Source organism: Mycobacterium sp. NGS56 (assembly GCF_059812425.1).
Genome location: NZ_JCALCQ010000001.1, coordinates 1,157,077 through 1,176,743, shown reverse-complemented (window position 1 = coordinate 1,176,743; position 19,667 = coordinate 1,157,077). Strand labels below are relative to the sequence as shown.

Sequence of the window (19,667 nt, the reverse complement as noted above, 5' to 3'; positions counted from 1 at the left end):
CTAGGAGTCCAGCCTTTCTAGCATCGCGAGCGTTGAGTGATGTGCACCGTTGGCGACGCCCGCGCGCCCGAATGAGGGTGGCGTCGCGGGCCCGCCGGCCGAGTCGGCACGCAACGCCTCGATCAGCTCTGTCACGGTGATGCCGCCGAGCATGCGGGACACCGGAACCGAATTGCCTACCGTGCGGCGCAGGCGCTTACGTAGATCGAGTGCGAGCAACGAGTCCACGCCCAGGTCGATGAGCGATGTGCCCGGGTCAATCGAGAGCGAATCGCCCAGGTGCAGCGTTGCGGCCAATTCGGCCCGCACTATCTCGGCGAGCGGCTTCTCAACCGAGACTTCACGGTCCGCACCGTCGCCGCAGGGCGAGACGATGAACGGCATTGGCATTCCCTGGCTTTCAAAGAACACCTGGAGCCGCTTGAAGTCGGCGTCGAAAATCAGTGGATCGCCCGCGTAGCGATACAGACTGGCTTCGATCGCCTGCTCCGGCTCCATTGCCACTAAACCTGATCGTTCGGTGCGGGTGATCTCGTGGCCCGCCACTACGCCGGCACCGTGCCACAGGCCCCATCGGATCGCGGTGCAGTCGCGTCCCGTGGCACGCAACTGGGCGGCCAACACGTCGAGCATCCGGTTGGACGCCGCGTACGCCGCGTGGGCGTGCCCGCCCCAGACTCCGAATACCGATGAGCAGGCCAGGATCCGGCAATCCGGCCGCAGCGGCCACACGTCGGTCAGCGCCGCCAATCCGTCGACCTTGGCCGCGCAGACCGCCGCCACATCCGAACCGGTGAGATCCGAACTCAAGCGCGCCTGCGCGATGCCTGCGGCGTGAATCAGCAATGACGCGCCCGACCCCGCATAATTCGCCGCGATGGCGGCCAGCGCGGCGCGATCGGTGATGTCGCACCGGGGGGCACGCACTTCGGCATCATGCCGGCCACCGAGTTCACGCAGTACGGTCGGATCAACGCCGTTGCGGCTCAACAGGGTGATGGTCCGGGCGCCGCGCCTCAGGCAATACCGCGCGTACTGCAATCCGATGGCCCCGCTGCCACCGGTGATCACCACGTCGTCCAGCGCAGCCGCATCGAGCGGTCGCCGCGTCGTCGACTCGCGGCACGCACTCAACGTCCGGCCGTAGAGTCGCGGCGATTCGGCGCCCCGCAACGCGACCTCGGCCGCCTCGCCGAGCAGCACCTCGACGACGGCTTGCGCCGTGGCGGGATCGACATCGCGGTGCGTGAGGTCGAGATGCCCGAAGGCCTGGTCCGGGAACTCGAAGCTGACGCTGCGATGCATGCCCGCCAGCGCAGCCTGCGCCGGAGAGGCGGGGGCATCGTCCCGGTCGATCTGTTCGGCACCGGCGGTGAGTAACCAGACGGCCCGACACCTAGGGCCGATCAACGCGGGGTAATCGGGCAGGCCCGCATCGGGCCGACCGGCGATCTGCTCGATTGCCGCGGGGGCGTCGAGCTCGTCGAGTTCCGGGGCGGCCACCACGAGGACTTCCGCCTCGTTCGGTGACACCGCTCGGCGGTCATCATGTCCCGCAACGGCGTCGACGAGTCGCTGCGTCAGGGCACCTGGACCGAAGAAGCCGATGTCCACGGTGGTTACGCTCGTCGTGATCGGTGCCGACATCGGCCGCCACTTTTCGACAGCCACGGTGAGCGCCGGCGCAGGCGCCGGTTCGGTCACTCGTTCCGGTGCCGCCCAGAGGTGCACCGCCCGCATCGGCGCGTTCGGGAACCCCCGCAGCGCGGGCCGCTCGGCACCCGGGACCGCGTCGGCCCACCTTGAGCCGGGGTCCGCGATCGCAATGGCGGCGATGTTCGCCGACAGCGAATCGGTGATGGCGCGGTCGCGATGCCCCGAGCCGACGATGACGCTCGCCTCGTCATCGACGATGCCGCCCAGAGGATACAGCAATGACGGGTGCGCCGAGAGCTCCACGAACGCGTCGGCCCCGCAACCGCGGGCATACTGCACAGCGAGATCAAATCGCACGGTGCCGCAGAGGTTTTCATACCAATAGTCACCGAAGTCGGTGGTGTCAGCCAACTCGGCGCCCAGCGTGGAGCCGATGAATCTCACCGGCCCGTCGCGGAATGCCGACTTCGGCGTCAGCTCGGCCAGACTCGCTCGCAACGGCCGAAGCGCGCTGGTGTGTCCGGGATAGTCGACGGACAGCTGCTGGCTGAAAATGCCACGCTGTTGGGCCAGCCGCACCGCGCCGGCCACCGCCTGCTGGTCACCGGCGACGACGGTCGACGACGGGCCGTTGACCGCCGAGACTTCCAGCCAGCCGGGCGCCTCCGCCAGTAGCGACTCCGCGATGTCGAGTCCGGTCCCGAGCACCGCCATCGCGTAGCAGCCGGTCAACTGGTCGACAACCGTGGCGCGCGCAACCACCAACGCGACCGCGTCCGACAAGGCAAGCGCTTCCGCCACATACGCGGCCGCCACCTCGCCGAGGCTATGACCGATGGCGATATCGGGCAGCACCCCGTAGGACCGCCACGCTTCTGCCAGGCTCACCGCGTGGGTGAACTGCGCCGCCTGAATCTCGGAGCGCGACCAGCCGCGCTCTTCATCGCTGACCAGATATGGCAGCGGAGAAGGGAATCCGGCAGATACGAAAGCTTGCGTGCACCGATCGGCGGCCGCACGGTAAGCCGGCAGCTGCCGGTACGCGTCGGCTCCCATCGCCTGCCATTGATTGCCCTGGCCCGGGAACACGAACGCGACGCGCCGCGGCGTCGTCTGGGCGCAGTGCGAGACCAACTCGTGGTCCTCGTCGCGAGCGATCGCGGACAGTGCCGCGACGAGTTCGGTGCGGTCCGCCGCTCGCACCACCGCACGGTGACGTCTCACCCGGCGCAATCGCAGCAGGGTGGAGGCGACCGCGGCGGTCAGATCTGGCGAGTCGTCGACGCGACCCAGGTAGTCCGCGATCGCCGAGGCGTCCCGGCGAATCAGCTCCGGGTCGTGGGCGCTGAGCAGCACCGGAACGCGCCCGTCCGGAAGTCGATGGGTGAGCATCATGCGACCTCGGGGACGGAAACGATCAGATGTGCGTTGGTGCCCGCGATCCCGAACGCGGAGGCCGCGGCGGTACGTTGCCCATCGATGGCCGGCCACGGTGTCAAAGTCTGCGCCAATCGCAAACCCTGTTTCTCCCATTCGATTTCGGGGCTTGCTTCGCTCGCGTGCAGGGTGGGTGGCACGGCGCCGTGTTCCGCAGCTACCAGCACTTTGGCCAGCCCCAGCGCGCCGGCCGCGGCCAGCGAGTGACCCACATTGGATTTCACCGAACCCAGCCATGCTCCGCTGCCAGGTTCGGTATCGCCGTAAGTCTGGGCAAGCGACCGCAACTCGGTTCGGTCACCGAGTCGGGTTCCGGTGCCATGGCCCTCGATCATTCCCACCTGGGCCGGTTTGATCCCGGCCTGGCTGATCGCCCGCCGGAACAGCCGTACCTGGGCATCGCCGCTGGGCGCGCTCAGACCGGCACTGCGCCCGTCCTGATTCATAGCCGTGGCCCGCACCTCGGCGACTATCTGTCGACCGGCGCGCAACGCGGCCGATTTACGTTGCAGCACAAACATCGCCGCCCCCTCGGCCCACACGGTCCCGCTGGCCCGCGCGCTGTAGGGGCGGCAGTATCCGTCGTCGGAGAGTGCGTGTTGTTTGGAGAACTCGACGAAGAAGCCCGGCGAACCCAGCACGTTGACCCCACCCGCGATGGCCAGATCGCAGTCGTCGTTCTGCAGGGAGCGCGTCGCGACGTGGAAGGCCACCAGCGCGGATGCACACGAGGAGTCCAGGGTCAGTGCCGGCCCGGTCAACCCCAGCGTGTAGGCGATGCGGCCCGAAATCACACTGAGCGCGGTGCCGGCCAGCAGATGACCGCTGTGTTCGGAGAACGTGGCCATCTCGGGTCCGTAGCCGGTGGCCGAGGCGCCGACAAAGCAGCCCACATCGTGTCCGGCCAGGTCGTCTGGATTGATGCCACTGTTTTCGCACGCGCGCCAGGCCACCCGCAACGCAACCCGCTGCTGCGGGTCCATCACGACCGCCTCGCGGGGTGAGATGCCGAAAAACTCTGGATCGAAAGTCGTTGCCCCGGTGAGGAAACCGCCGCGGTCATGGATCTCTTTGAAACCGCTGCGCCGCGAGCCGGCGAGCAGTTCGTGCACCGCCCAGCCGCGGTCAGTGGGAAAGGGGCCCAGCGCCTCACGGCCGTGCGCCAGCAGATCCCAGTAACCGTCGGGTGTTTCGATGCCGCCGGGTGCCTCGACACCCATCCCCACGATCACGACCGGATCGGCATCCTCGCCCTCGAGGCCCCGGGCAAAACCATCGTCAGACATTGCTGATCACCCGGCATTCACCTGTGCGGCGATCGCGTCGACATGGTCGTAGACGTAGAAGTGCCCGCCGTCATACAACGACACCGCGAAGGATCCGGCCGTGTGCCTTTCCCACTGCTCAAGCACGCCGGCGGTGACGCGATGGTCGTCACGGCCACCCAGTACGTGAATGTCGGCGCCGATGCGGACATCGCGGCTGGGTTCATACCCATTGAAGGCCTGGTAGTCGGCGCGCACCGCGGTGGTCAGTAGTTCGCAGAACTCTTCGTCGGCGAGCAGTTCGGGGTCGGTGCCGCCCAAATCGGCGATTTCGGCCAGCAGCCCGTCGTCGGTGGTCGGCAGTTGGGGCATGTCCGCGACGACGCACGGCGGCGGACCGGCCGATACCCAAAGCTTCTGTACGGCCGCGCCATGCCTTTGGGCCACAACGGCGAACTCGAAGGCGACGACGGCACCCATGCTGTGCCCGAACAACTTCAGCGGCGCGACGCTGGGCCACGGCGCGGCCCGGAACAGGCTGGCGGCCAGATCGTGCACGCTGTCGTGGGCGGGTTCGGTGAGGCGGTCAGCCCGCTGGGGGTACTGCATGACATAGGTGTCGCCACCGGCGGCCAGCGCGGCCGCCAGCACCCGGTAGCTCGCGGCGGCGGCACCGGCGTGCGGAAATATCACGGTGGCACCGGTGGACGACGCGTCGCCGTGCGCCCTGGTCAGCTTGATCCAGGACGGGAACGTGGCAGACACGGTGATCAGGTCATTCAATGTCATTGTGCCGTATACGATTTCGTAGCTTGTCGAGCGGCCGCCAGAACCGACTCGGCGTCCATCCCGACGACCTCCAGGTACAGCTCGGCGACCTGGTCCAGCCGGCCGGGATAGTTCTCGCCGGCGCTGAGCACCGCGGCCAGCGCCGACACGGTTCGGTTGGCGAAGACGTCGGCGACGATGATGTGCGGTGCGTCCAGCCAGGCCCGAATCCTCGCCACGGCTTGGGTGGCGAGCACCGAATCACCGCCGAGCGCGAAGAAGTCGTCGTCGATTCCGATGTTTTCTTGGCCGAGTAGATCACCGACGATCATTGCCAGTGCGGACTCCAAGGGCGTCGACGGTGACCGGTAGCCAGGCCGCCGTACTTGCCCGACGGCGGTCTTCAATTCACGCGCGGCGGCGCGCCGGTCGAGCTTCCCGGCATCGGTGAAACCGATCCGCTCCACAACCATGATGTGGCGTGGGACCATGTACGCGGGGACCAGCTCACCAAGAAGCTGCCGGATGCGTTCGGCGGTCAAAGAGGAGTCGTCGGTGCACACCTGCGCGGCGAGCACATCCGATTCCCCGGATACGGCGATCAGGGCGGCCACCGCCGTCCGCACGCCGGGCACGCGCCGCAACGCGGTCTCGATCTCGCCCAACTCGACGCGATAACCGCTGATCTTCACCCGCTCGTCAGCGCGGCCAACGAATTCGAGGGTGCCATCTGGCCAGTAGCGGACCAAATCGCCGGTGCGATACCAGGTTCGGTCGTCGTGCTCGACGAAACGTTGCGCGGTGAGATCGGGACGTCCGCGGTAGCCGCGCGCGATGCCGCGCCCGGACACCCAAAATTCCCCGGGGACCCAGTCGGGGCAATCAGCGCCGGTGTCGCCGACGACGCGACAGGCGTTGTTGGGAAGCGGGACACCGAAGGGCAGGGCCGTCCAATCTTGCGGCATCGAGTCGGTTACCTCGAAAATGGTGTTGTGCACCGGGGTTTCGGTGGCCCCGCCGAGGCCCGCGAAGCGCAGGTTCGGCGCTTCGGTCCGTAGGCGGCGTACCACCTCGGGTCGCACCCAGTCGCCCCCGGTGGGGATCACCCGCACCGACGACAGCCGCCCGCGGCCGACTTCACTCAGCATCTCCAGCCAGCCGGGCATGAAGTGCAGCACCGTGACTTTATAAGTGTCGATGAGCCGGGCCCAGGCGTCAGGATCGCGCCGCTGCGCTTCGTCGACCACCACGATGGCCCCACCGGTGCGCAGGGTGACGAACACGTCCATCACCGAGATGTCGCCTTCCAGTGTCGACAGCGCCAGGCATCGATCCGCGGGGCCGATCTCGAAGTGGTGGCCGATGAATTCCACCGTGTTCATGGCCGCGTCGTGGGTGACCTCAACACCTTTGGGCTCGCCGGTCGAGCCCGATGTGAACAACACGTAGGCGAGTTCGGCGGGATCGATTACCGCTGAAGCAATCTGAGCAATCGGGCACCCGTCGTTAACCACCTCGGCTATGACCAGTTCGGGTACCGGCATGGACAGTCGTTGTCCGCCGCACACCAGGGCCAAGCTCACCCGCCCGGTTTTTAGGATGCGCTCGGTGCGATCACGGGGCTGGTCGACGCCGATCGGCAGGTAAACGGCGCCGACCGACAGGATGCCGAGCAACGCCGGAATCTGCTCGGCGGTCTTCGGGCCCATCACCGCGATGGTGTCGCCGGCGGCGATGCCGGCGGTGCGCAGCGCCGCGGCCACGGCCCACGCCTGGTCGCGCAGTTGCGCGTAGCTGAGGTCACCGGTACTGGCGAATATCGCCGGGGCGTCGGGCTGCCGCTCGGCTTGCCGAAAGAACCCGTCGTGCAACGCTTCTCCGCTGGCCTGGGCGGTGCGAGCATTGGCCGCATCACGTACCGCGCGCTGTGCCTCCGGCAGCGCCGGGGGCCCCGGCGCCTCCCATGCGTCGTCGGCGGAGGCCAGCCGGTGCAGCTCGTCGATGTGGTAGGCGAACATGGCGTCGATGACACCCGACGGGAAGATGCCCTCGCGCACATCCCAATTCACCAGGACCCCGCCGTCGAACTCGGTGACCTGCGCGTCGAGCAGCACCTGCGGCCCCTGGGAGATGATCCATCCCGGCGTGCCGAACTGGCCGACCACGTCGGGACTGAACAGCTCGCCGAGCCCCAGCGCGCTGGTGAAGACCACCGGCGCGAGCACCTGGGTACCGCGGTGGCGGCTGAGGTCGCGCAGGACCGACAGCCCGGGATAGGCGGAATGCGCGGCGGCCGTGCGCATCGCGTCCTGCACCGCGCGTGCCCGCGCGGTAGCGGTGTCGGCGCCGATTAGATCGATGTCGAGCAGCAACGAGGAGGTGAAGTCGCCAACCAAAAAGTCGACGTCCGGGTGCAGCGCCTGGCGCCCGAACAGCGGCACGTTCAGCAGAAAGCGTGAGGTGGTCGACCAGCGGGCGACAGTGTTGGCGAATCCCGCGGCCAGCGCCATCGCTGGGGTGACGCCGCGCGCTCGAGCGCGGGCGAACAGCGCATCGCGTGTCTTGGGGTCCAGCCAGTGCCAGCGTCGGGTGCTGTGGTTGGCGCCCCGGCCACCGGTCGACGGCAACGCGGGCGGGTCTGGCAGCTCCGGGAGGCGCCGCGCCCACCAGGCCCGGTCGGCCTCGCGTGCCGGCTGCGGCTGTGCGCTTGCCGCCTCGATAGCTTGGCGGTACTGGCGGTAGGTGTAGCTCAGCTGGGGGAGATCGCGGCCGCCGTAGCAGGCGGCTAGATCGGCCATCAGCGTGCGATAGCTCATCGCGTCGGCCGCCTGCATGTCCAGGTCCACGTGCAGGCGCGACCGCTCGCCCGGTAGCAGCGTCACCGCCAATTCGAACACCGCGTCGTCGAGCTGCTGATGAGATTTGGTGGTGCGGATCGCGGTGAGCCGCTGTTCGGCCTCTTCGGCGCTCAGCGAGCGCAGGTCCTCGACGCTGACCGGGAAGGCGCCGCTCTCGTTCACCGGGGTGATGCGCTGATTTCCGTCGGGTAGGAACCGCACCCGCAACATCGGATGGCGACGCGCCAGCGCGGTGGCCGCCGTGCGCAGGCGCTCGGGGTCGACCGGGCCACCGTCGAACTCCACGTACAGATGACCGGCAACACCACCCAGCTGCTGGTTGTCATGGCGACCGACCCACATCGCGTGCTGCATCGGGGCCATCGGGAACGGCTCGTCCGCCCCTGACAGGTCGGCGTCGCCGGGAGCCTCGGCGGTCAGGATCGGCTGGCAGGCGCCCTTCCGGTCGGCGCCGACCAGAGCGGCCCAGGCTTCGATCGTCGGGGTCTCGGCAAGGGTGGCGAAGTCGATGGCGATGCCCTGGCGCCGCCAGCGGCCGGCCAACGTCATGATCCGAATGGAGTCCAGGCCCTGGGCGATCAGGCTGCGACCCGGCTGAACTGCATCGACGTCGACGCCGAGCAAATCGGCCACCTCCGCCCGGATATTCTCCGAGCGTGCCGAGGCGTGCACCACAGACCCTCCCCGATTAGCACAGGCTGCCCTAATTTTTTGGTTACCCTATCCTTACTCGCGGCATCCCCGCTACTAGCCCTGCCCGGAGTCCCGCTAGAGGAGCCATGAGCCCGAACACACCGCAGCCGACGCCCGGAGTCCTCGACGGGTTCGTGCCCTTCCCAGCGGATCGGGCCGCCGCCTATCGGGCCGCCGGCTACTGGGCGGGACGGCCCCTGGACACGATCCTGAGCGACGCGGCCCAGCAATGGCCCGATCGAGTCGCCGTCCTCGACGCCGTGGGCGATGACGCGATCAGCTATGCGGAACTCGACGACTTGGCTGACCGCGCGGCCACCGGACTGCGGGGCGCGGGTATCGCGCCAGGCGACCGGGTGTTGCTGCAGTTGCCGAACGGCTGCCAGTTCGCGGTGGCTCTGTTCGGCCTGCTGCGGGCAGGAGTGATCCCGGTGATGTGCCTGCCCGGACATCGCGCCGTCGAGCTTGGGCATTTCGCCGCGGTCAGCGAGGCCACCGGACTGCTGATCGCCGATACCACAGGGGGTTTCGACTATCGGCCGATGGCGCGGGAGCTAACCGAGGAGCACGCCGAGCTCAAACACGTCATCGTCGACGGCGACCCGGGGCCGTTCATCTCATGGGCCCAACTGTGCGACCAGCCGGCAATCGGTGCGCCGCCATCGTCACCCGACCCGGGATCGCCTGCGCTGCTACTGGTTTCCGGCGGAACCACGGGAACACCCAAACTCATTCCCCGCACGCACGACGACTACGTTCTCAACGCGAAGGCCAGCGCGGAACTCTGTGGGCTCACCTCAGCCGACGTCTACCTGGCGGTGCTGCCGGCCGGCCATAATTTCCCGCTCGCCTGCCCGGGCCTGCTCGGTGCGATGACCGTCGGCGCTACCACCGTTTTCGGCACCGACCCCAGCCCCGAGGCGGCCTTTGCCGCCATCGCACGCCACGGTGTCACGGTGACCGCCCTGGTGCCCGCATTGGCCAAGTTGTGGGCGCAGGCCTGCGATTGGGAACCCGTGACACCAAAGACGTTGCGGCTTTTACAGGTTGGTGGCGCCAAGTTGGAACCCGAGGATGCGCATCTGGTGCGCAGCACGCTGACCCCGGGTCTGCAGCAGGTGTTCGGGATGGCCGAAGGACTGCTGAACTACACCCGGTTAGACGATCCGCCGGAACTCACCGAGCACACCCAGGGGCGGCCATTGTCGCCCGCCGATGAACTGCGCGTCGTCGATGCGGAGGGTCAGCCGGTGGCCCGGGGCGAGGAAGGCGAACTCCTGGTCCGCGGGCCCTACACATTCAACGGCTACTTCCGCGCCGAACGCGACAACGAACGCAGCTTCGACCCCGACGGGTTCTTCCGCAGCGGCGACGTGGTGCGGCTGCGTCCCGACTGCTATCTGGTGGTGACCGGCCGAGTCAAAGACGTTATCTGCCGTGGCGGAGAGACGATCTCCGCGGCAGACCTCGAGGAGCGGCTGCACAGCAACCCGTCGATCCTCTCGGCCGCGGCCGTCGGGCTGCCCGACGCCTACCTGGGCGAGAAAATCTGTGCCGCGGTGGTTTTCAACGGACCCGAGCTATCGCTGGCGGAGTTGAACGACTATCTCGACGCCCGTGGCGTGGCCGCGCACGCGCGGCCCGATGTCCTGGTCCCGATGGACTCACTGCCAACCACGCCGATCGGCAAGATCGACAAAAAGGCCATCGTCCACCAGGTTTCGGCTCAACAAACTCACGCGCGACGGTAGGGCCGCGGGCGTTTCCCACCCTCCGGTAGGGGCGTGCGATCAGCCCATCGCCGCGTAGAGGTCGGCCAGCAGGCCCGCGGTGGTACGGAAGTCCATGCACTGGTCGGTCACGGACTGGCCATAAGTCAGCTCGCCGCCGCCGAGCGATTGGGCGCCGGCCACCAAGAAGCTTTCCAGCATCAGACCGGCGATACCGCGCTCGCCGGCGGCAAGGCGTGCGGCCACCTCCGCGGTGACCTCGGCCTGTCGCTCATGGTCTTTGGCGGAGTTGGCATGGGAGCAGTCGATCATGACTTGGGTGGAAAGCCCTGCCTGGCTCAGCAGCTCGATCGCGGCGGTCACCGAGGCGGTGTCGTAATTGGGCCCGGCCGTGCCGCCTCGAAGGATCACGTGACAGTCGGGATTGCCGACGGTCTCGATGATGGCCGCGCGACCGACGTCGTCGGTACCGAAGAAATGGTGTGCTGCCGCAGCGGCTTTGACGCCGTCGATGGCGACCTGGATGTTGCCGTCGGTGCCGTTCTTGAACCCGACCGGCATGGACAGGCCGGACGCCAGCTGGCGGTGAACCTGCGACTCGGTGGTCCGGGCGCCGATCGCGCCCCAGGCGACGGCGTCGGCGATGTACTGCGGGCTGGTGGGCTCCAGGAATTCACATCCCACCGGCAGGCCCACGTCGATGATGTCGAGCAATAGTCCACGCGCAATGCGGATTCCACGTTCGACGTCGAAGCTGCCATCCATGTTGGGATCGTTGATCAGTCCCTTCCATCCGATGGTGGTGCGTGGCTTTTCGAAGTAGACCCGCATCACGATCTTCAGTCGGTCCACGTACTCGGCCGCGATCGGCGCAAGTCGGCGAGCGTAGTCGAGCGCGGCGACGGGATCGTGCACCGAGCAGGGTCCGACGACCAGTAACAGCCGGTCGTCACCGCCGGCCAGGATCGCCGAGATCTCGTCGCGGTCTCGTTGGACGGCCTGCGCACGTCGAGCCGACAACGGCAGCTCGGCGCGGATCACGGCCGGAGCCGAGAGTTCGCGAAACGAAACGATCCGATGATCGGACGTATCGATGGTCGTCGTGTCGCACTTGAGGATGGACATGGAGGGTGTGTGCCTTTCTCTGCCGGCTGCCAGGGCACGCCCGCTGATTCCCGATGCCCTGAAAAGCGAAAAGCAGCGACCTTGTGGTCACTGCTGGGCTCCGGGTATCAGTCGTGCGGTTGCGTCAACCAGACGCTGCATCGCCGGCTCCACCCGGAGCCACGATAAAGCGCCAGTACGCGCGCACGCCGATGTTCACGTCGGCGAAGATACCACGCTAAGGCGGGAGCATTGAGCGCCGGGGTGCGCGCAATCAGCGCAGATCGAGCGCGGCGATCTGATCGAGGAACGCGCGCGCGGGCGCCGACGCGCTCGCCGAAACGGCGAGGCCGAGGCGGCGCACGGTCCGGGGCAGCAGCGGCCGCACCGCGACACCCGGCAATTCGGGCAGGCCTGCACGGGGCAGGATGCTGACCGCCAGCCCGGCTCGCACGATCTCGAGCGTCGCGGAAATCTCCCGCGCTTCGAAGGCGAGGTCGAATTCGATCCCAGCGCGCCGCGCGATCGGCATGAACACTTCCGCGCAGCCACCGGTGCCACGAACGAATGGCTCCTTGGCCAAGTCGGCGTAGGTGATGGTGTCCTTGGGTGCCAGCGGGCTGTCGGCCGGCACTACCGCAACCATTTGCTGCTCGCCGAGGACCGCCACGTCGAGACCCTTGACGGGGAGGCTGACCACGCCGGCCTCGGCGGCGCCCTGATCGAGCCAATCCAAGATCTCGTTCTCGCTTCCCTCCAGCAGCCGGATGGTGACGGCCGGATGCCGCCGGGCGAACGCCTGCAGCTGCGGAGCGACGAGCGTGGCGGTAGCCGACGGCAGGCTCGCCAGGCTCAGCGTCCCGGTGACGTCACCCGCCAACCCGGCGACCTCGGTACGCATCAACGTCAGTTGGCGCACCGCTTCGCGCGCGTGTGTCAACGCGATCGCACCTGCGTCGGTGAGGGACAGCCCGTCCCGCCGACGGAGGAACAGCGGCAGTCCCAGCTCCTTTTCCAGCGTGGCGACGGTGCGGCTGACGGCCGGTTGGGATAGCCCGAGTCGTCGGCTCGCCGCCGTGAAACCGCCCTGATCGACCACCGCGATAAACGTCTTGAGCTGCGACAATGTCGTCATCGATCCTCCATAAGCGCAATGTGATCGCCCATATCAACAACGTTATGAGTAATTGGCTTTCCAAAGCGTTCAAGTAATCATAGGAAAGCTTGCGAAGGAGGGCACCATGGTCGCACGGCGGGTACTGATCACCGGGGCATCGAAGGGAATCGGCCGCGCAGTCGCCGACCGACTCGCCGCGTCCGGCAACATACCAATCGGTCTGGCCCGCAGCCGGCCCGACGAGTTTCCGGGCGAGTTCTTCGAGGCGGATCTCAGCGACCGCACGGCCACCGACGCGGTACTCAAGCGTGTCGAAACGTCCGGGCGAGTCGACGCAGTGGTCAACAACGTAGCGATCGCCCGGTTCGGACGCATCGGCTCGATCAATCTGGACGATCTGTTCACCACGTACGACTTGAACGTGCGAGCCGCCGTACAGGTGGTCCAGGCGGTGCTGCCCGGCATGCTGGCCAATGGTTGGGGGCGCATCGTCAACGTCACCAGCTTCACCACATTGGGCACCGCGGAGCGCACGCCCTACGCGGCGACGAAGGCCGCACTGGAAGCGTGCACCCGGATCTGGGCCGGTGAACTCGCGCAGTCCGGCATCACGGTCAATGCGGTGGCGCCCGGCCCCATCGAGACCGAGATGTACCGCGAACTCAGCCCGGTCGGATCCGATCGCGAAGCGCATATCCTGCAATCCATTCCGTTGCGGCGCGTGGGCACACCGCGCGAGATCGCGCACGCGATCTGCGCCCTGCTGGACGAGGATGCCGGCTACATCACCGGTCAGATCATCCGAGCAGACGGCGGTGGAAGCATCGCCGCTTGATGGTCCGTCACGTCGAGGACGAAAACCGCCCGCAGTCAAGAGCGGACGCACGAAAGGAGAATTGTGGCTCACGCCCTCTTCGCGAACGTCATCGCGCCCGAGGACATCGTTTGGCACGAGACCGATCTCGGTCCGAACTTTTGGATAAGCGACGAGCTGGTCGGCACGGAGTACTCCACGCTGTTCAGCGCGCAGCTGACGAAGTTCGGCCCCGGTGGCGGATCCGCACCGCATCACCACGACTACAACCACGCGTTCTACTTTTTCAGCGGCACCGGCCGCGTACAGCTTGGTGAGCAGTTCTGGGAGACCAAGCCGGGTACCGTGGTCAAGGTTGCTGCGAACGTCGTACACAGTCTCGTCAACGCCGGCGCCGACGACCTGGTGTTCCTCGTGGTCTACGACCCTCCGCATGTAGCAACGGATTAGCCGCCATCGTCTGCGCGCAACGCATCGATCAGTCGGTCCATCACCGCACCGGCGTCCGCGCGGGCCTTACGCTGATCGTCGGCGCGCGCGATGTAGAGCGTCGCCTCGCGCAGCGCCCCCATGATCGTCAGGGCGGTCGCCTCGACGGGCTGGTGGGGGATGCTGCCGGACTCGATGGCGTCGGTGAGTAGTCCGGTCACGAATCCGATGTTGTAGCGCTGTCCGATGTCGCTCCAACGTTCCCAACCCAGGACCGCCAACGCCTCGAGCAGCACGATGCGCTGGATCTCGGGTTCGGCGCACGCGTCTAACCAAAGACCTGAACAAAGTCGCATGATCTCGACGGGATCGGAGTGCCCCGAGGCCGCGACGGCCTCCCCCATCCGAGCGGCCATCTCACCCTCCACCCGCTCGAATACCGCCGCGAATAACTCTGTCTTGTCAGCGAAATGGTGGTACAGCGCTCCGCGCGTCACCCCCGCGTTGCGGACGATCGTTTCCAGGGATGCGTCGGCGAATCCCACCGACGCAAACAACGGCCGGGCGGCACCGATCAACGCATCACGCGTCTCGGCCGCACGCTCGGCCTGCGTGCGGCGACCATCCTTCGCCATCAACCCGTACCTTTCACACCTGCGTATGCATTTTCATACATACCGTATGAAAGGTCCGCGACCCTGCTACCGGCTGATGTGGCGTCGCGGTTTGCGGCCGCCTCAGAACACCCTGAGCCGGCGAACGATATCCAGCGATGACGGATCACCCTCGGTCTGCACGCCCAGATCCTCCCATGTGCCGCGCTGGGTGACCCACCGTACAAAGACCTGCGAATCGGTCGTGATACGCGCCGCGACCTCGGGGCGCTCGCCGATATGCAGGGTTCGCCCGCACAGCCCGTCGAGGCTTACCTCTACGCTGGCGGGTAAGTCGTTGAGCAGGCGCACATTCTGTTGCGGCAGTGCCGCTTCAATCCAGTCAAGAGTGGGGGCAAGCCGCAACTCGTCGACGGGCGGGGCTTCTCCCTGCAATGGCCCATCCGGCGGGAAGAGGTCATATCGCACGTGAATGAAGGACTCGAAGACAAAGGTCGTCGGCACGACCGAAGCCGGATAGGTCCCGACGTCCCCTATAGGTATGTCGATCTCCTGAGTCTCGATCGCGGCCAGTACCTCCAGCCCTTGCGCACTGACCGATTCATAGTCGGCCACCACCTCTTTGGGTGTCATCGAACGTCGCGAGGCGACATAGAGATCCGCGGCGCGTTCGGCAGGTAATTCACCAGGGCTGGGCAGTGTCGACGGATCGACGGCCAGCCAGAAGCTGCATGCCATGTGCGACAAAAGGTCCTGCACCGACCAGCCGGCGCATCCACTGTCTTTCTCCCACATCGCATCCGGCAGCTGCGAGCACAGCTCCAAAACGATCTCGCGTTCTTCCACTATGGCGTCGAGCGTGGCACCCATATAACCCAACCTTTCAGATACATACCGTATGTATAAACATACACACTGTATGTATGAGGTCAAGCGCTCGGTTGCGGGAAGTGGCGCCGCACGGGACTACGACCTCAAGCAACGGATCTAAGACCGCTACTGTCAGCCGGCGTCACGGCCTCGCTGACGCCGGGTACTCGGGGAGCCAACGCACCGCGGCGATGCGTTCGCTGAGTTCCGCGTCGCTGCGCGCAGGGGCGACGCCGTCCGCGACGGCTTGCACGGCGACGGCGTGCGCGATCCGGACGGCGACATCGGGCACGTCTGACCATGCGGGCAACAGCGGCTGGTCGGGGTCGGTGAGGGCCGGCGAGGCCTCGCCCAAGGTCTCTGCGGCGACCCGCAACATCTCGTCGGTGACCCGGGTCGCCTGAGCCGCGGTGACGGCGAGCCCCATCGCAGGGAAGATATAGACGTTATTGCATTGGGCTACGGCGTGTTCCGTGCCGTTTCGGTGTAGCGGCGCGAAGGGTGACCCGGTGGCGATCAGGGCGCGTCCGTCGGTCCAATGGTCCAATTCCGCTGGGTGCGCCTCGGCTCGGCTCGTCGGGTTGGAGAGCGGGAAGATGATCGGTCGTTCCGCCTTGCTTGCCAGTTCGCGCACGATGCTCTCGGTGAAGGCACCCGCCGCGGTCGACAGGCCGAGGAGCACGCCCGCCTCGACATGGTGAACGACATCGGCGAGCTGCGCGGGCCCTGACAGGCCCCATCCCGCTACACGACCGGCCGGCTGCGCGAACTCGCGCTGGGCACCGGAGAGGTCGGTGCGGTCATCGGTGATCAGGCCAACCACGTCGACGACCCAGATGCGCTGTGAGGCAGCCTGTTCGGACAACCCCTCGTTCACCATTTGACGACGAATCATGTCCAGCACCCCGATACCGGCCGAGCCGGCGCCCAGCATGACGACCTGTTGCTGAGAAAGCGGACGGCCGGCGACTTTGGCGGCGCCGTGCAACGCGCCGACGGTGACGGCGGCCGTCCCCTGGATGTCATCGTTGAAGGTGAGCAGTTTGTCGCGGTAGCGGGCCAAGATCGGCAGGGCGTGCGTGGTCGCGAAGTCCTCCCACTGCAGCAGCACGTTGGGCAGATGTTTGCGGACGGCGGCGACAAACTTGTCGATGAACGCGTGGTAGTCGTCGTCGCCGACGCGCCGGTGCCGCCAGCCCAGGTATTGGGGATCGTCGAGGAGCTCGCTGTTGTCGGTGCCCACGTCGAGCACGATCGGAAGCGTCCGCGCGGGGTCGATGCCACCGATCAGGGTGTAGAGCGACAGCTTTCCGATCGGAATGCCCATTCCCCCGATGCCCTGGTCACCCAGGCCGAGAATGCGCTGACCATCGGTCACCACGATCACATCGACCTCGCGCTGCGGCCGATTGTTCAGCACCTCGTCCAGGCAATCACGTTCGGCGTAGGAAACGAACAACCCCCGCGGCCGCCGGTAGATCTCGCTGAAACGCTGGCAGGCCTCACCCACGGTGGGCGTGTACACGATCGGCAGCGCTTCGGCGATGTGGTCGTGCAACACGCGATAAAACAGGGTCTCATTGCGGTCCTGCAACGCCCGCAGATAAATGTGTTTATCGAGATCGTCACGCCGAGTAGAGAATTCATGCCAGCAATGCTCGGCTTGCTGCTCGAGCGTCTTCACCGCCGTCGGCAGTAGACCCAGAAGACCCAGTCGCCGCCGCTCGGCCTCGGTGAAGGCGGTGCCTTTGGTGGTCAACGCATCGAACAGTCTGGCCGGCCCGCGGAGCTCATCGGGCATCGTCAACCTCCCTTCTCTGGGAATTTCACGGCCAGGCGGAGTATCGAAACCATCATCGACGATCGAGGGTGCTTTGTCTGCGCATAACCGATGTCACCGCGCCACCGCAGCTGGGCCGCCTGACCCAACGTGAGATCGACGCCAGGACGGCCGTCATGAATGGGCGAGTCGCTGATCGTCATCACGAGAACCACCCGAATGATCGCGCGCCCCTGACGCGGGCGCGGCATCGCAGCTGGTAGCGTAAGCGGCACTGTGAGTTTCAGAGTTGCAAAGCCTTCACGGTGGTCACGACGGCAATCTGCGTCGGCCATCGTTGCTGCACTGGCCCTACTCGCAGCTGCGTTCGGTTGTGGGGCTTTGCAAGCCGAGACGACAACCGACACGATGCAGCCGGGGGTGGTGGCATCATCGGCCGGCACCGTTTCGGACGGGATGCAGCTCACCAACGACTCGGTTCCTGTCCGGCGTCTCGGCGTTGGCCCCAGCGTGAACGATGACAAGGCGTTCAAAGGCGGCGGGTTAAAGCGGGGTCGGCCAACCACTTTGGCGCTTTCCACGCCACGCTCGCCCGGATCTGCGGTACCGCCGATGACGGGGTTTGTTCGGTCTCAGCAGCGGCCCGATGGACCCCCGCGCGCGCCGGCATCTACCCGCGTTGAGCAGAACCTTCTGATTCGATTCTGCGTCGCCCGCTGCTGATCAAGCACAACGGCTTTTCGGCGAGCTACGCCATGGCGCCAGCTTGAGCGAATAACCGCAATAGGGTTCGCGTGCTCGGCGCAGACTGATCCGCTTGTCATGGCAATTTGGGTCGACGCGATCTTCGCTATCGAAGCCACATTCGCCCGCAATCGGTTTGCCGGTTCGGCCGAACCCCGAGGCCACGCCGCGAACCGCCAGCGATGTGGTTCGTCGCGCCGCCTTTGCGCGACGGCTGGGCGATTTCAATCATTCACCACCTGCTCGGACTACTGACCGCATGTTGTGTGCGACGGCACCAACGTCCACCGCGATGCCATGAATCGGCGAGGTCAACCAAGACGGGCACCAAGAAATTAGGGATGGACATGGATTTTGGCGCATTGCCGCCCGAGATCAACTCGGGGCGGATGTACGTGGGGCCCGGGCCCGCAAGTTTGCTGGCAGCCGCCGCCGGTTGGGAGTCGCTGGCCGCGGAGCTGACTGACGCCACTAGCGGCTACCACACCGTGATCGCGGCCCTTACCGACGAGTTTTGGTCTGGACCGGCGTCGATGTCGATGGCGGCCGCGGTAATGCCCTACATCGCCTGGATGACGGCGACCGCCGAGCAATGCGGGCAGGCGGCAACGCAGGCCACGGCCGCCGCAGCAGCATTCGAAACCGCGTACGCGGTGACGGTGCCACCTCCTCTGATCGCCGCAAACCGCGCTCGGTTACTGGCATTGATTCAGACAAACATCTTCGGGCAGAACACCCCGGCCATCATGGCGGCCGAGGCCGAGTACGGCGAGATGTGGGCCCAGGACGCCGCCGCGATGTACACCTACGCCGCTAATTCCGCTGCGGCATCGAGGCTTTCGCCGGTACTGCCGCCACCGCAGTCGACCAATCCAGCCGGCCCCGCCGGACAGCTCGGCGCCGTCACCCATGCAGCAGCCCAGTCCGGTACTGGCGCACAGTCAACGACGACGCAATGGGCCTCGACGGTGCCCCAGACTTTGCAAGGCCTCTCAACTCCCGGCTCATCCTCGACTGCCGGCTTATCACAGGCGGCGATGGGCACGGGAGCGTCGCTGGGATCCTCGGGAGCCTCCGCCCCACTCAGCTCACTGTCGGGTGTGACCGGGGCCTCCGGGAAGGGTGCGACCAAGACCGTGAGCAGCGGTGCGGGCGCCGCCTCGGGAGCGGCCTCGGCGCTCGCCGCTGCCCCCGCGGCGGACGGTGCCGCGGCGGGGCTGGCCTCCGAGGCGGCCGGGTACGGCGCCGACGGCGCCGGTCTGATCGCCGACGGCGGTGGTATCGGGATCGACCTCTACGGCCTCGATCTGGACTACCAGGGATTGGCGCTGGACGAAGCGGGCGCCGGGTCCATCTTGGGGGCCGAGGGCGTCCAGGGCATAGCCGGCTTGGGAGGCACGGGCGCCGCGGCCGGTTTGGGAGGCCTCGAGCCCCTGGCGGGATTGGGTCAGGGCGCCTCGGCGAGCGTGGGCCAAGCCAGTTCGCTGAGCACCTTGTCCGTACCCCCGAGTTGGGCGACGACGGTTTCGTCGGTCGCCCCGCTTCCGGGGCTCAACAGCGGTGCCATGCCGGGCGGGTGGGCCGTCGCACCCGGGGCATCGCCGGGCACCGCAGTGTCCAAGCTGCCGTTGGGCGGCATGGTCGGGCGCGAATCGGAGGGAGCGGTTCAGCGCGTCGGCATGCGCGTCTCGCTCATTCCGCATTCGCCGGTGGGCGGATGACCCGCCCGTGTGAAGGCCGAAGCCGGCGAGAGGTGACCTACCCGGCTGCAGACGCACATGGAGGAGC

At 66.8% G+C, this 19,667-nt stretch carries 15 protein-coding genes; 5 read left to right on the top strand and 10 right to left on the bottom strand.

The window, feature by feature from the left end:
* From mbtD to AC5Y4F_RS05455, 4 genes are read right to left on the bottom strand one after another with little or no spacing between them, the layout of a single operon-like run.
* A complete protein-coding gene (mbtD, locus tag AC5Y4F_RS05470) occupies window positions 1–3,048 on the bottom strand; it encodes a mycobactin polyketide synthase MbtD (protein ID WP_499995788.1) in 3,048 nt (1,015 codons plus the stop codon).
* The gene (locus AC5Y4F_RS05465) at window positions 3,048–4,379 is read right to left on the bottom strand and encodes a beta-ketoacyl [acyl carrier protein] synthase domain-containing protein (RefSeq protein WP_499995414.1); all 1,332 of its coding nucleotides are present in this window, start codon (window positions 4,377–4,379) and stop codon (window positions 3,048–3,050) included. Before AC5Y4F_RS05465 ends, mbtD begins: the two co-directional genes overlap by 1 nt.
* A 6-nt stretch (window positions 4,380–4,385) precedes the next feature.
* Window positions 4,386–5,147 (bottom strand): thioesterase II family protein, encoded by a 762-nt coding sequence (locus AC5Y4F_RS05460; RefSeq protein WP_067934513.1) that lies wholly within the window; start codon window positions 5,145–5,147, stop codon window positions 4,386–4,388.
* On the bottom strand, window positions 5,144–8,659 hold the full coding sequence (locus AC5Y4F_RS05455) for a non-ribosomal peptide synthetase (protein ID WP_499995413.1): 3,516 nt from the start codon (window positions 8,657–8,659) through the stop codon (window positions 5,144–5,146). Before AC5Y4F_RS05455 ends, AC5Y4F_RS05460 begins: the two co-directional genes overlap by 4 nt.
* A gap of 104 nt (window positions 8,660–8,763) precedes the next feature.
* Here AC5Y4F_RS05455 and AC5Y4F_RS05450 point away from each other — a divergent pair, with 104 nt between their 5' ends.
* Window positions 8,764–10,428: a (2,3-dihydroxybenzoyl)adenylate synthase gene (locus tag AC5Y4F_RS05450; RefSeq protein WP_499995411.1), complete on the top strand. Its 1,665-nt coding sequence runs from the start codon at window positions 8,764–8,766 to the stop codon at window positions 10,426–10,428.
* Window positions 10,429–10,467: 39 nt separating this feature from the next.
* Here the strand turns inward: AC5Y4F_RS05450 and AC5Y4F_RS05445 are convergent, their stop codons facing one another.
* Together AC5Y4F_RS05445 and AC5Y4F_RS05440 are read right to left on the bottom strand one after the other, a co-directional pair.
* Window positions 10,468–11,532, bottom strand: coding sequence for a 3-deoxy-7-phosphoheptulonate synthase (locus AC5Y4F_RS05445; protein ID WP_499995410.1), 1,065 nt, complete (start codon window positions 11,530–11,532; stop codon window positions 10,468–10,470).
* A 253-nt stretch (window positions 11,533–11,785) separates the two neighbouring features.
* Window positions 11,786–12,646: a LysR family transcriptional regulator gene (locus tag AC5Y4F_RS05440; RefSeq protein WP_499995408.1), complete on the bottom strand. Its 861-nt coding sequence runs from the start codon at window positions 12,644–12,646 to the stop codon at window positions 11,786–11,788.
* 106 nt (window positions 12,647–12,752) lie between these two features.
* Here AC5Y4F_RS05440 and AC5Y4F_RS05435 point away from each other — a divergent pair, with 106 nt between their 5' ends.
* Complete coding sequence (locus AC5Y4F_RS05435) at window positions 12,753–13,463, top strand: SDR family oxidoreductase (protein ID WP_499995407.1); 711 nt, start codon at window positions 12,753–12,755, stop codon at window positions 13,461–13,463.
* Between the two features lie 63 nt (window positions 13,464–13,526).
* The gene (locus tag AC5Y4F_RS05430; RefSeq protein WP_067934521.1) at window positions 13,527–13,892 is read left to right on the top strand and encodes a cupin domain-containing protein; all 366 of its coding nucleotides are present in this window, start codon (window positions 13,527–13,529) and stop codon (window positions 13,890–13,892) included.
* Here AC5Y4F_RS05430 and AC5Y4F_RS05425 read toward each other — a convergent pair.
* The 4 genes from AC5Y4F_RS05425 to AC5Y4F_RS05410 all read right to left on the bottom strand — a co-directional run bounded on the left by AC5Y4F_RS05425 (window position 13,889) and on the right by AC5Y4F_RS05410 (window position 17,470).
* Window positions 13,889–14,506, bottom strand: coding sequence for a TetR/AcrR family transcriptional regulator (locus AC5Y4F_RS05425; RefSeq protein WP_499995406.1), 618 nt, complete (start codon window positions 14,504–14,506; stop codon window positions 13,889–13,891). The two genes, AC5Y4F_RS05430 and AC5Y4F_RS05425, sit on opposite strands and share 4 nt — an antisense overlap.
* A 102-nt stretch (window positions 14,507–14,608) precedes the next feature.
* Complete coding sequence (locus tag AC5Y4F_RS05420) at window positions 14,609–15,355, bottom strand: DinB family protein (RefSeq protein ID WP_082947612.1); 747 nt, start codon at window positions 15,353–15,355, stop codon at window positions 14,609–14,611.
* A 142-nt stretch (window positions 15,356–15,497) separates the two neighbouring features.
* A complete protein-coding gene (locus AC5Y4F_RS05415) occupies window positions 15,498–17,156 on the bottom strand; it encodes an NAD-dependent malic enzyme (RefSeq protein ID WP_499995404.1) in 1,659 nt (552 codons plus the stop codon).
* Window positions 17,157–17,158: 2 nt separating this feature from the next.
* Window positions 17,159–17,470 (bottom strand): hypothetical protein, encoded by a 312-nt coding sequence (locus AC5Y4F_RS05410; protein WP_499995812.1) that lies wholly within the window; start codon window positions 17,468–17,470, stop codon window positions 17,159–17,161.
* Here AC5Y4F_RS05410 and AC5Y4F_RS05405 point away from each other — a divergent pair.
* Window positions 17,412–17,858 carry a hypothetical protein gene (locus AC5Y4F_RS05405; protein ID WP_499995403.1) on the top strand — a complete coding sequence of 149 codons (447 nt, stop codon included), beginning with the start codon at window positions 17,412–17,414 and terminating at the stop codon, window positions 17,856–17,858. The genes AC5Y4F_RS05410 and AC5Y4F_RS05405 overlap by 59 nt on opposite strands.
* Before the next feature lie 368 nt (window positions 17,859–18,226).
* The gene (locus tag AC5Y4F_RS05400) at window positions 18,227–19,600 is read left to right on the top strand and encodes a PPE family protein (RefSeq protein WP_499995402.1); all 1,374 of its coding nucleotides are present in this window, start codon (window positions 18,227–18,229) and stop codon (window positions 19,598–19,600) included.
* Window positions 19,601–19,667: the final 67 nt, after the last annotated feature.